Annotated in this window: 11 protein-coding genes and 3 pseudogenes; 3 read left to right on the forward strand and 11 right to left on the reverse strand. The window is 42.4% G+C overall.

Annotation, left to right across the window (positions count from 1 at the left end):
* Both ACOCD9_RS15865 and ACOCD9_RS15870 read left to right on the forward strand, forming a co-directional pair.
* The coding region (locus tag ACOCD9_RS15865; RefSeq protein WP_419547931.1) for a tetratricopeptide repeat protein at positions 1–869 on the forward strand (869 nt) is incomplete at its 5' end.
* A 252-nt stretch (positions 870–1,121) separates the two neighbouring features.
* Positions 1,122–1,331 carry a hypothetical protein gene (locus ACOCD9_RS15870; protein ID WP_002760925.1) on the forward strand — a complete coding sequence of 70 codons (210 nt, stop codon included), beginning with the start codon at positions 1,122–1,124 and terminating at the stop codon, positions 1,329–1,331.
* 188 nt (positions 1,332–1,519) lie between these two features.
* On the opposite strand, the gene ACOCD9_RS15875 is transcribed toward ACOCD9_RS15870, so the two are convergent.
* The 8 genes and pseudogenes from ACOCD9_RS15875 to ACOCD9_RS15910 all read right to left on the reverse strand — a co-directional run.
* Complete coding sequence (locus ACOCD9_RS15875) at positions 1,520–2,485, reverse strand: permease (RefSeq protein ID WP_419547932.1); 966 nt, start codon at positions 2,483–2,485, stop codon at positions 1,520–1,522.
* A gap of 154 nt (positions 2,486–2,639) precedes the next feature.
* Entirely contained in the window at positions 2,640–3,977 is a 1,338-nt protein-coding gene (locus ACOCD9_RS15880; protein ID WP_419547933.1) for an anthranilate synthase component I, read from the reverse strand.
* A 127-nt stretch (positions 3,978–4,104) separates the two neighbouring features.
* Positions 4,105–4,482 carry a hypothetical protein gene (locus tag ACOCD9_RS15885; RefSeq protein ID WP_002801269.1) on the reverse strand — a complete coding sequence of 126 codons (378 nt, stop codon included), beginning with the start codon at positions 4,480–4,482 and terminating at the stop codon, positions 4,105–4,107.
* Between the two features lie 36 nt (positions 4,483–4,518).
* Positions 4,519–6,237 (reverse strand): ABC1 kinase family protein, encoded by a 1,719-nt coding sequence (locus tag ACOCD9_RS15890; protein ID WP_419547934.1) that lies wholly within the window; start codon positions 6,235–6,237, stop codon positions 4,519–4,521.
* A gap of 146 nt (positions 6,238–6,383) precedes the next feature.
* Positions 6,384–7,145 carry a HEPN domain-containing protein gene (locus ACOCD9_RS15895; RefSeq protein ID WP_419547935.1) on the reverse strand — a complete coding sequence of 254 codons (762 nt, stop codon included), beginning with the start codon at positions 7,143–7,145 and terminating at the stop codon, positions 6,384–6,386.
* Positions 7,129–8,103: pseudogene (locus ACOCD9_RS15900) on the reverse strand (ParA family protein); the annotation flags it as partial. The gene ACOCD9_RS15895 and the pseudogene ACOCD9_RS15900, both read right to left, overlap by 17 nt.
* Before the next feature lie 140 nt (positions 8,104–8,243).
* A pseudogene (locus ACOCD9_RS15905) lies at positions 8,244–8,342 on the reverse strand (ParA family protein); the annotation flags it as partial.
* Positions 8,343–8,514: 172 nt separating this feature from the next.
* Positions 8,515–8,694: pseudogene (locus tag ACOCD9_RS15910) on the reverse strand (Uma2 family endonuclease); the annotation flags it as partial.
* Between the two features lie 444 nt (positions 8,695–9,138).
* Between ACOCD9_RS15910 and gltS the strand changes: the two are divergent.
* The gene (gene gltS / locus ACOCD9_RS15915; protein ID WP_419547936.1) at positions 9,139–10,347 is read left to right on the forward strand and encodes a sodium/glutamate symporter; all 1,209 of its coding nucleotides are present in this window, start codon (positions 9,139–9,141) and stop codon (positions 10,345–10,347) included.
* A gap of 38 nt (positions 10,348–10,385) precedes the next feature.
* On the opposite strand, the gene ACOCD9_RS15920 is transcribed toward gltS, so the two are convergent.
* The 3 genes from ACOCD9_RS15920 to ACOCD9_RS15930 all read right to left on the reverse strand — a co-directional run bounded on the left by ACOCD9_RS15920 (position 10,386) and on the right by ACOCD9_RS15930 (position 12,784).
* Positions 10,386–10,616, reverse strand: coding sequence for a hypothetical protein (locus tag ACOCD9_RS15920; RefSeq protein WP_287701018.1), 231 nt, complete (start codon positions 10,614–10,616; stop codon positions 10,386–10,388).
* Entirely contained in the window at positions 10,580–11,542 is a 963-nt protein-coding gene (locus tag ACOCD9_RS15925) for a protochlorophyllide reductase (protein WP_419547937.1), read from the reverse strand. Before ACOCD9_RS15925 ends, ACOCD9_RS15920 begins: the two co-directional genes overlap by 37 nt.
* Positions 11,543–11,782: 240 nt before the next feature.
* Complete coding sequence (locus tag ACOCD9_RS15930; RefSeq protein WP_287701014.1) at positions 11,783–12,784, reverse strand: CsgG/HfaB family protein; 1,002 nt, start codon at positions 12,782–12,784, stop codon at positions 11,783–11,785.
* Positions 12,785–12,808 lie beyond the last annotated feature (24 nt).

Genomic DNA, 12,808 nt, shown 5'->3' on the forward strand with positions numbered 1-12,808 from the left:
ATTGTTTAACCGCAACTCGAACCCGCTTAGGAGAAAATCATCTCGATGTGGCAACTTCCCTCAACAATTTAGCACTATTGTACTATTCTCAAGGCAGGTACACAGAAGCGGAACCTCTCTATCTAGAAGCATTAGATTTGAAAAAACGACTATTAGGAGACAATCATCCCTCTGTGGCAACTTCCCTCAACAATTTAGCACTCTTGTACTATTCTCAAGGCAGGTACACAGAAGCAGAACCTCTCTTTCTAGAAGCATTAGATTTGTATAAACGACTATTAGGAGACAATCATCCCTCTGTGGCAACTTCCCTCAACAATTTAGCACTCTTGTACTATTCTCAAGGCAGGTACACAGAAGCAGAACCTCTCTTTCTAGAAGCATTAGATTTGTATAAACGACTCTTAGGAGACAATCATCCCTCTGTGGCAAGTTCCCTCAACAATTTAGCATACTTGTACCAATACCAAGGCAGGTACACAGAAGCAGAACCTCTCTATCTACAAGCATTAGATTTGAGAAAACGACTCTTAGGAGACAATCATCCCGATGTGGGAACTTCCCTCAACAATTTAGCAGCATTGTACCGTTCCCAAGGCAGGTACACAGAAGCGGAACCTCTCCTTCTAGAAGCATTAGATTTGTATAAACGACTCTTGGGAGACAATCATCCCTCTGTGGCAAGTTCCCTCAACAATTTAGCAGCATTGTACTGTTACCAAGGCAGGTACACAGAAGCAGAACCTCTCTATCTAGAAGCGATTAAGATTGCTACCCAAGTATTAGGGAAAAATCATCCCGATAGCCAAACAATTATGGAGAACTATAAAACTATGTTGTCGCAACTCCGGCAGGCAGAATTAAGATGAGTTAGAGTTTAAATGCTTGGGAAAATAGGGCTTGTAGGCGCACGGCTTTTCCATTATGAATATAATATCATGTCAAGGGGCTTTTGTCAAGAGAAAATTTGACAACATCCAGATAATGTAGGGTACGTTAGACGGCAAAAATTTCTGTTTTAACTTCAAGCTAACAATCCGTCGTAACGCACCACCAATCATCGACTATGATTGAATTAATCACTGATAACTGATAACTGATGACTGATGACTGATAAAGCTATGACACTCAAAGAACAACTAATTAAAGAAATCGAGCAGACACCTGACACCCTTTTGACTGAATTACTTGACTTTTTGCTCTTTATCAAAGAACGACATACTGCAATAGAAATTACAGAAGAAGAGCAAGCTAACATAATCGCTTCTGAATCAGCTTATCAAGCAGGAGACTATCTAACCCTCGAAGAATATGAGGCAACTCAAGCGTGAACTACAGAGTTATTATTCCGAAACCCGTTCAAAAACAACTAAACAACTCCGGCAAGCAGAATCAGGATGAGTTAGAGTTTAAATGCTTGGGAAAATAGGGCTTGTAGGCGCACGGATTTTCCACTATGAATATAATATCATGTCAAGGGGCTTTTGTCAAGAGAAAATTTTTCTGACCCGGAAGGAATTCAACCTAGATAAAAACTGAGGATCAGAGCCACTAAAAAAGTCATTAACAGGCATAAAATTCCGAAATAAAGGACGATTTTAGGACGGAAAGCTGATAGGAGGAGGATAAAAGCTTTAATATCAATGAGGGAAGCGACCAGTAAAAAAGCTAGAGTGGAACCCACGGACAGATTAGTAATTAAAGAACCGGGGACAAAAGTGCTAAGACTGGCATTAACAGCGAGAGTGAAACCAAAAAACAACTGCACGAGAATTTGAGTAGCGGGAGTATTCCCCCAGGCAATTAATTGACTCTGAGGTAATAATAACTGAAAGATACTAGCGATGGCACAGCCAATAATTAATAATCCCCCTAATTCCAGTGCTTCATCGATAAAGTTATCGAGAAATAACTGCACAGAAATTGGCCAAGCTTGCCTATCTCTAGTTTTATACTCATAAACAAGACTGCCGACTCTTTGCAGGGGTTGACTGGCTGCTTCCTCCGGTAAAAAACTACCAGAAAGAACTAAACTCGATTCTAGGGGAATTTCACTATCGGTGCGGGGTTTTTCCCGATAGAAACTAAAGAGAGTGCCGATAAAAATTGCCATTAACCACACCGAAAGCGATCGATAGAAGAAAACACTAGAATAGGTGAAAGTCTGCCAAGTTAGCCAAAGAGTGACGATATTTAGGGTAGGTGCAGCGGTGAGAAAGCTAAACACCACCCCTGGGGGTACTCCCTCTAATAAGAATCTTCTAGCGACGGGAATCGTGCCGTATTGTCCGACGGGTAAGATTAATCCGATTGTACTGCCAACGATCGCTCCTAACAGTCGATTACGGGGAAATATCGCCGCTAATCGCTGTTTATTGACGAAAACCAGCAAAAAACTGGAAACGGCTGCCCCCAAAAGTAAAAAGGGAAGCGAGGTCAAGACTAAACTAAGAAAAAAAGTAACAGCGATAGAAATTTGATTCATGAATAGGGTTCAAGATCGGAAGCTATCCTACAAAATAGCAGATAAGGTAAAAAGTAAGTAGTCGTGCCAAATTAATTTCTTGGTTAGGATAGGCACTCATGCAAAAGGCACTCATGCAAGATGCAACAATAGGTTAGTTTGTTGAAATCAAAAATTAAAAAGAACGTAAAGCGATTAATTGTGCTTCAGCTTTATGAAGGGATTCTAACCATTCTTTTTCGGGATCGCTATCGGCAACTATTCCCGCTCCCACTTGTCCCCAAACGGTGTTTAAATTCCCTTGAGTAGTCATTAATAGGGTACGGATGAGAATATTCAAATCTAAATGACCCCGTAGGTCAATATAGCCACAGGAACCATAGAATAAATTGCGTCGCATCGGTTCCAATTCTTCGATAATTTCTAGACAACGAACTTTCGGACAACCGGTAATTGTTCCCCCAGGGAAAAGAGCCTTAATTAAATCAATAGCATGATACTTTTTATCTAATTTTCCTTGAACATTACTGACCAAGTGCATAACGTGACTATAACGCTCGATCGTCAGTAATTCATCAACATAAACCGATCCCCATTCACAAACTCTACCTAGATCATTACGTTCTAGATCCACTAGCATAATATGCTCGGCCCGCTCTTTTTTATTAGTTAATAGTTCCTCGGCCAATTGTCGATCGAGTGCCTCGGTTTTACCCCGGGGACGGGTTCCAGCGATCGGTCTAGTGCTGGCTATTCCTCTTTCTAATTTTACCAATCTTTCGGGAGAACAACTAATCATTTCGCCCCAAGGTGTGCGCCAATAACTGGCAAAAGGAGAAGGGTTAATCTGTTGTAAACTGCGATAAATTTGCCATCCTTTTGCCTTAGTTGTGCTTTGAAATCTTAGGGATAAATTTGCTTGAAAAATATCGCCTTTTCTGATATAATCTAAGGCTTTTTTAACAGCTTTTTCGTAGTCGAGTTGAGAAGTATAAAAGATTAAGGGAGAGGGATGAGGCTCGATGAACTCAAAATCGGGGTTAGTGGTTAAAGATTGTTCGTATTTATCTAAATCTTCGGGTTTAGTGGCAGCTAACCAGAGAATTTGTGCTTGGTGATCGAGAAGGGCAAAACTATCTGGTTCATACCAATAAGCGACGGGAAAAGGGAGAGTATCAGCTTTCCTGTCGGGTAATTTTTCTATTTCCCAAGCTAAATCGTAGCCTAACCACCCCAACCAACCGCCATGGAAGGGAAGATGATCGGGAAGCACATCCGATCGAGTTTGGGGGAGTAAACTGCTTAAAAAGGGCAAAATTTCGCCCAGTGCGGGGGTCCAAAGCTGACGCGGGGAACCAGCACAAAGAGAGTAACGGGAGAGGGAATTACCCGGATAGGGACTTTCTAGTAAAGTAGCGATCGCATCTTCGGCGAATAAGCAGGCAAAAACCTCGGAACCAGTGCGCTGATGCAAGGGAAGCGATCGCCAATGCCATGCTAAAGGTTTTTGCATCTAATTGCGGGCCAAAATAGCTGGTAAATTGGGTATAACTAGGGTTTTGGTGTTAGTTGTGGGGGAGTTGCTCTTTCCTATCTGCTAACACCTATGATCTTAGTCCTAAATATTTGCTGCCTCCTAATTATCCCCGATAATCGAGGTCAATTTCTTTAGAACCGCCGCGCTGTAATTGGCCTAATAATTCCCCTAACTGACTCCAAACCAAACCACCGATAAAGATAGTCATCGGGAGAGAGATAGCGTAGGCAACCCAACCATTGAGAATAAATATATCTAATCCCGAGGCAAGGAAAAGACAGATTCCTACACAAATACCAATAAAAGGAATTTGTAAGGAACTGGATTTTAAAAGATTTTGATCGTCTGAACCCTTGTTTTTATACCAATTGTTAACCACTTGCTTGAGACTAGCTTCAAAAGCGGCCCCGCAGGTAATACCGATAAACAAACCGGCAACAACCAGAAAATAGGGCGGTTGGGGCAGAAAATAATAATCCATAGAAAAAGTGATTAACCGATGTTGACCTTAAACACTTTAACGCGAACTGGTTTCTCCCGGAAGGACAGCGGCCACACCTTGGGCCGATAATTCCCGAAAAGCGCTCATGGCCACATCCAAGAGTCGTCGCGGTTGCAATTCTCCTTGAATTAAACCCCAGAGACGTTGCACTTCGGCAGTATGGAGACGGTCATCTTCCGTCAAAGCTAATAGCAATTGACGACGCAGATAACGACCTTCTTCCGAGAGAAGAAAAGTGATGCCTAATTGCGCTGTGGGCAGTAAATCGAAGTTACTTTCCGATCGAGCCATTGTAATCATGTTTTCTAGGCGTTGCCACTGGAATTTACCATCTTTGAACAGCACATCCAATAAACGCCGGCGCAGTTGGGGCGATTCCCCGGTCAGGAGACGTTTAGCGACGTAGGGATAGGCTACTTGGACGATTTTGAAGTTAGGATCGAGGGTGAGGGCCACCCCTTCCTGGGTGACGAGGGAACGAATAATCAGGGCGAATTTGGCGGGAATCCGGAAGGGATATTGGTACATCAATTCGGAGAAATCATCGGTAATAGTGCGGAAATTGAAGTCACCGACCCTTTGACCGATGGCATTGCCTAAAACCCGTTCTAGAGCCGGAATAATGGGTTTTATATCCGTTTCTGGGGTTAAAAATCCCAGTTTGACAAAGTTGGCGGCCAGGTTTTCGTAGTCTTTGTTAATTAAATCGACGACGCAACTGGCGAGGGTTTCTTTAGTTTCCTCCTCTAACTGGTCCATCATGCCAAAATCGATATAGGCCATGCGACCATCAAAAGTGGCGAAAAGATTACCTGGATGGGGATCAGCGTGGAAAAAGCCGTGTTCGAGGAGTTGCTGTAATCCAGAGGTGACGCCGATTTTAACGATATTATTGGGGTCTAATCCTAAAGCTTTGATATTCTCGGTATCGGTGAGTTTATAGCCATCAATCCATTCCAGGGTGAGGACGCGGCGACCACTATAACGCCAGTAGATACTGGGAACTTTAACTTCGGGGTTATTTTGGAAGTTAGTGGCGAATTTTTCAGCGTTGCGACCTTCGTTTTGATAGTCGATTTCCTCAAACAGTTTGGTGCCGAATTCATCGACAATCAAGGTGAGGTCATGGCCGAGATTGAGGGGTAATAAACGACCGAATTTTTGAGCAGCCCAGCGCATTAGATATAAATCGAGGCTTAAAAGCGCCCGCAGCCCCGGTCTTTGCACTTTAACGGCTACTTCTTCGCCGGTGGGTAGAATCGCTTTGTAAACCTGTCCTAAACTAGCGGCAGCCACAGGGGTGGGGGATATTTCCCGATAGGCTTTTTCTACAGGCATCCCCAATTCTGTCTCGATAAGGGCAAAAGCGATATCGTTATCGAAGGGGGGAAGTTGGTCTTGCAGTTTAACTAATTCGTCTAAAAAGTCTTTGCGAACTAGGTCGGGACGGGTAGAGAGAGCTTGACCGACTTTGATGAAGGTGGGACCCAAACGGGTGAGAATTTGCCTAAGTTCGCTGGCACGCTGGTATTTATTGGCTTCTTCTTGCTTTGTCCATTTGTCCCAGAGGAGACTGAGGAGAAATAATCCTAAAGACCAAGTAATCACGAAAGCGCGACCAAACAATTGCCAAGGTTTGTAACGGTATTGTTGAGCGATCGCTTCTGCACTGTAAGGAGTGAACTGTGCTTCTTCTCGTTTCCCGTCAGTTTGACTGTCTTGATTCCGACTCACAAGCTAATCTCTATATATCTTACGCCACTTGATATTGTAGCTAAGTTCTTGACATCAGTATACAAAACTACACATTATTTAATAATTGTTATAATTCCCTGAGAAATCATAAGTATTTATTGCTGGACTGCCGGGGAAATTCTCGGCTAGTGGATGTCCTCAAGTACCTGATGGATATTTTCAACAAGCTGTTCTATAAAGGTAACGGCATCATTAACGAGATTTTCATCGATATTCCAGCGACTGCCAATGCCATAACTCGGGTCTATATCAGCTTCGTGGGCGATTTTGTTCCTTCGATCAACAATTATGCTAAGTTGGCTTTTAATATCTTTGGCTGGTTTATTTAGTTTGCTGGCCACTTCTTCCCACAATTTCTTGGCTGAAATTAATCTAATGGCCTCCGCTATCTTGTCCGGTTGTTGAAAGCTTTTATATCTGAGGTTTTCTCTAATTTCAGTCTCTAGCCAATAATTACTATTAAGTTTGTTGGTGAAGAGATTTTCAATCATTGGTAGTACCTCGGAAATTGAGCGAGATTCTTGATCAAAAAAAGAACCGTAGTTTTGTTGAATTTCGTTCTCTAACCAAGAGCCAATACCAATAGCTATCAATCGTTCTTGTCGTGCGCCATTCAAGGAGACTTGAAAACGAGAAAAGGCAGATTGAGAACTGTTAGGAGTGGGAGAAGGTTCTGAACGTTGGCCTCGATAAATTTCTAGCATTCCTAGAGTAACCACTTCGTGAATATAATAATCTAAAGCGCTCACAGTCAGGACTAAAGCCGCTCTGAGGATATCCGATACATCTAGGGCGGAAGTAGTCTGAGATTTGAGGGAATTGTGGATAGCGATCAAGTCACGAACGCGGGCAAGACTAAGGCGAAATTGTTCAATGGCTAACTGCATAAATCTCGGAGGTAAGACCGATAACTTTGTCTGCTAAGTCAGAAAAAATCTTTTTAAAGTCCTCTCGTTTTTCTTGGGCTTTACCTAACACTTTACCCTGCCACTTAGCTGATTTCAATTGTTCAGCAGTTAGCGCAAAAACGGGCGTTTGATGCTCTTGAGATAAGGCAATAAGACTATTAAAATTAGGAATTTTTACTAAAGTACAGCAAGCCGGTACACCATTCTGATCGTAGATAAATTTCGGTAGCATCATGCCATTTTTTTCTAGAGATGGAATCATTTTATCGCCAATATTTTTCTCGATTGTGTTAATCCAGTTTTGAAAAGCTTTTGTTTCTTGGCCACCTATGATTCGATATTTCTGAACAATAGTTCCCAAAAAATGTAGGTCAACTTCGGGAAAGGGATAGTTGGCTGTTTTGAGAATTGGTAAAGCACTAGCTGCCTTAGCCCATTGGTGCCACTTAGGCAATATTTTAGCTAAAGAATCGATAGCCATAACCGAGAAAAAATCTGGCGTGGTTGGCACAATAAAAAAGTTGCTGGTCATCAGTATATTTTGATTGATTGACCCCAAACTGGGACTCATATCGATTAAAATATAGTCAGCTTCAAATCTTTCGGCAGTTTTGTCTAATAAATATGTAATCGCACCGGGGAGATTTTTTAAAGCCTGAATTGACCCACTAAGTTCTTGAGCAATACCTAGGGTAACTTCATATTCAGCTAACCCCACATGACCGGGCAATAGAAATAAACGATCACGACCATCAATAGGAATACAGTCCACAGCTTCAATTAATCTCGGTTGAGACTCAAAAGCAGGTGCTAAAGCTGTTTTAATATTATAGTAAGTATTGTAGATGGCTTGTAGTCTTTCCTCCCTATCTTCACTTTCTTTAGCCAAAGCCATACCAGTTAAGTTACATTGGGGATCGGTATCGACAATAATTACTAGACCTCTTGCATAAATCCGAAAACCAACGATAGAAACAATAATGGGAGGGACTTTCAGTTAATTATTTATTAGTAGTTGATAATCTTCAAAAATGTTGCTGTACAAGGATCGACTTAAGACTTTTGCAAGAGGTCTACTCTTTTGCCCTTCTCAGCAAGCATCCAACCAAGGTTAAAAGTGGTTGTAGTTTTGCTGACTCCACCTTTATGATTAAAAAAAGCTATTTTTTGCACCATGGCATTAATTATATTTGAAGATTGTTGCCCTTGGTCATTGTTATAACATCAGTGTGGAGATTTTGCCATGATTCCTAGGCTAGAATCAGAGTTTCGGATTCCTCATCTTAATGCCTAGCAATTAAGGAAAAATTGCGCCGTGGTTTCCACCCTAACACCCCCAACCGGATATTTAAGCAATTTCATCGGGATTAATGCCCAATTCTCGCAGCTTTTGGGCTAATTTTTCCGCCCGTTGTTGTTCTCTTTCTTTGGCTAATCTTTCCTGTTCTTTGGCTAATCTTTCCTGTCGGGCCGACTCTTGAGGGGTGGGAACCAATTCACCCGACTCGGTGAAATAGCGCAATTTATGGTTCTTCGTTACCTAGTATGGTTCGATAGGGTGGCATAAATCGACTAAATTCTTATCTGGCAGGAGATTTAATTGATTAGTTCGCTCTAGATCGAAAACAATTGACAAAAATCGCCAAATGTCTTTCTCTATAAGAGTTTCATTCCTTATACCCCTGTACGTTGCATAAGACAAACCGAAGAACCTTTTTTATTAATAGTTAGGGATTGCTGAATAATGGTAAAACTCTTTTAAAATAAGGCTTTTGACCTGTTAAAATCCGATGTTAGTGCCAGAAAATAGAATTGGGACTTTCAAAAACCTTGCATTATTCTTTTTGTAGTACATAAACTGGTACGAAAAGAGGGCAACAAAGCCTGAAACTCCTGACTGCTGCCTGACCCCACCCTAGGCCTTTTTCAGCAAACCCTAAGTAAACCATCTTGGAGAACTAAGATTAAGAAAATGGAAATTTACCAATTTAGCCAACGCCAGACAATTATTATTGCTATTCTAGTCCTCTATCTCGGTAAGTATTTAAGCAAAAATATCAAATTTCTGCAAGACTATAACATTCCTGATGCCGTTGCTGGTGGTGTCTTAGCTTCCTTATTTTTCGGTCTATTTTTTGCTGTTTTTAAATGGCAAATCGAATTTACCCTTAATGTTCGGGATGCCCTGTTAATCGTTTTTTTTACTACTATCGGGCTGTCCTCAAAACTAAAAACCCTGCTGCAAGGGGGTAAACCCTTGCTAATTTTATTAATAACCGCCGTGGTTTATCTCATTCTACAAAATTTAGCCGGTCTAGGAGTGGCAAAAGTGATGGGATTAGATTTACCCATCGGTTTGATTGCTGGTTCCGTTTCTTTGAGTGGGGGTCACGGGACTGCCATTGCTTGGGCTCCTATTTTTCGTGATAATTATGGCATCGTCAAAGCATCAGAAATCGGTGTAGCTAGTGCTACTTTTGGGCTAGTTTTAGGGGGAATTATTGGCGGACCGGTGGCTAAATGGTTAATTACTAGAAATCGACTGCGAGCCAATAATCAAGACCAAGATTTAACGGTGGGAATTAAACAAAGCCAGAGGAATGTTAATATCGATTACAATACGATGCTCCATTCGATCTTGGTGATTGGTTTAACTATCGGTTTGGGTATTCAGATTAACTACTGGGTAACTCCCCTCGGTTTAAAATTACCAGATTTTGTCACCTGTTTATTGGCAGGAATTATCCTGACTAATACCGTACCTTTGCTATTGAAACGCTTTCCTTGGCCTGCTAATACGCCCTCTTTAGCCTTAATTTCTGATGTTAGTCTCGGTTTGTTCCTATCTATGTCCTTGATGAGTTTACAATTATGGACATTGATTGATTTGGCTGGACCGATTGCTATCCTGTTATTAGTGCAGTTCTCACTCAGTATTATTTATACTGTTTTACTGGTCTTTCCCTTAATGGGAAAAAACTATCATGCTTCAGTAGTTTGCGCCGGTTATTTGGGTTTAACTCTAGGGGCAACTCCCACAGCGATCGCCAATATGACAGCAGTAACGGAAAATTTTGGGGCTTCTCCCCAAGCATTTATTATTGTTCCTTTGGTGGGGGCATTTTTTATTGATTTGTTTAATGCTTTTATCATCCAGCAATTTTTGAATTTTCTGACTTAAAAATTTTTACCGATCAAGTGATCATTGAGGAAAGTTCACTAATCTTGTCCGTCAAGATTGGCCAAAGCTTGCGGTAAAATCGGAATAATACCAAATCCGTTTTTAATAATATGATTAACTGCCAATCCAACTTTAAAAACCCAGTTATGGATTGTTTCTTGCTGCTCCGGCGCTCCCCGCTTCGGTAGGACACAAGTTACCTTGTGTCCTTTTTCAGGCTCAAAATCGGAAATTAGGCCAATCCGACTAATTGAGCGCTGTATTCCCACATTTTTGCGCCTCTTTCATCGTCGCGAGCTTGAGGAGAAACCCTTTGAACAAAGGATTTACCCTCTTTTTTCTGACGGTTGCCCCAACTCCAGTAAGCACCGGATTGACGGTATTCGGGGTCAGCAACCACCATAGCGACTCTTTCCCCGGCTAATTCTTGGGAAACATAGCCACCAGTGATATTTTTCTGGAACCAGGGGAAAAACTGCTGGAAAAAGGGGTAATGGTTGCGGAAAAGGGGTGTATCGGCCACACAACCCGGATAGAGGGAAGTAAAAGTGATTCCGGTGGATTCGTGATAGCGTTTGTGCAGTTCCCGCATGGTGAGAACATTACACACCTTACTATCTTTGTAGGCCTTGACCGATTCAAATTTTTTACCGTCGGCCATAGTAATCGGCTCTTTGAAACCCTTGGCAAACCCGTCTAAATCGCCCAAATCGGGACGAGGAGGAATTTTGCCGCCTAATTCATCGGGATTATGGGTGACAGTGCCGAGAATGACTAAACGGCGGTCGGGAGAAGGGGAATTTTTTAGATCTTCCAAGAGCAAATTCGAGAGCAGGAAATGACCTAAATGATTGGTGGCCATGCTCAATTCATAACCTTCGGGACTTCTTAAGGGTTCTTTGAGCAAAGGCAGATAGATAGCGGCATTACAGACTAAAGCGGTTAGAGATCTGCCCAAAGACCGGAAATTTTTAACGAAGCGCCGGACGCTATCGAGGGAACCGAGGTCGATAAATTCAATACAGTAGTTATCCCGGGGAATGTTTAATTCCTTGGCCGCCTGTTCCATTTTCGGGATATCCCGACAGGCCATAACCACAAACCAACCTCTTTGAGCAAGGGATTTAGCGGCGTAGAGACCGACTCCAGAAGTTGTCCCAGTAATGATCACCGTGGGTTTTTGATCTTGTACCATTTTTTGATAGTTTTCGTTAATCGCTCTGGTCTAGGGAATATCCAAGGGATTCCGATTATAAATTCTATCGGTTGTCTTACCTGACCCCAGGGTTCCCTTTACATAACTTCAAATTTTCGTGAGTGTTCACTTATCAGTTATCAGTTATCAGTTATCAGTTATCAGTGATCAGACTTGAGTTTTAAGTTTACCGATCTTCCCACTTCCCCACCTCCCCAATTCATAATTCATAATTCCAGGTTAACGAATCGGTTTAGCTAAATCACCGATTTTAAAACCATTACCGGTAATGATGCGGCCGACGCTAGATTGACCATCAGCTTCGACAATTTCGAGAGTGCCAATCGGTTGAGTAATCTGACGAATAACCTTACCCGTTTGGGGATCCTTGACCGTTTGAGTCGTCCTTTCGATGGAAATGCGTAAACCGACACGATATCCTTCTCCCGTACCTTTATTGAGAATTACCTGATTTCCCGCCACGGCAGCCACTAAAGCGGTGACAGTCGGGAGCGAGCGAGGTGTAGCGGCGATTTGGTCGGCTTTATTGTTCAGATTATCCACCACCTGCGCCACTGCCTTATCGGTGGCAATACTGAGTAATTTCCCTTCGTTGGAGGTTTGGGAACCACCCCCAACCCCTAAAACCACGGTTGAACCATCGGATTGATTGGCACTACCATCTCCCTGAGCGGTGGTAATAATTTCGGCCGTGGTGGTATTAATTGCCCGGACATTCAACTTGACAAAAGCATCGGTTTCTGTCTTGGAGGTGCTAAAAATAATAAACGAGCCACCGGATTGTTTTTTTTGTAAATCGAATTGGGTAATCGAACCGATAATCACCACGTCCACCCCCAAAATTTGCCCGATTTGAGCGGCGGTAGCGGCATCTACCCGTCCCGAAGCTCCAAAATTTTGTTCTCTGAGGACAGCATCAATGCGACTGCGCTCAATGACTGTATAGCGACCACTTTCCACCAATCTATTGACGAGAATATCACTAACACCACTGGCTCCACCATTGAGAAATGTTAACCATTGGGGATTACTCAGACCGCTATAATCGAAGTCTAAAACCGCTACGCGCACCTTTTCGCTTTTTTGGGCTAAGAGTAGGGATAAATTGTTAGAGGTAGCTTGGGAGAAAGCCGGTGCGTTGAAGCTAAAACCCAAACTAGAAGCGACTCCCACAAGGGTGATTAGGGCAGAAAAACCACGGATACTATCTCGATCGAACATGATAAGGGGTTCTCCAGTCAAATA

It is taken from the genome of Microcystis sp., from assembly GCF_048564745.1.
GTDB classification, from domain to species: domain Bacteria; phylum Cyanobacteriota; class Cyanobacteriia; order Cyanobacteriales; family Microcystaceae; genus Microcystis; species Microcystis ichthyoblabe_A.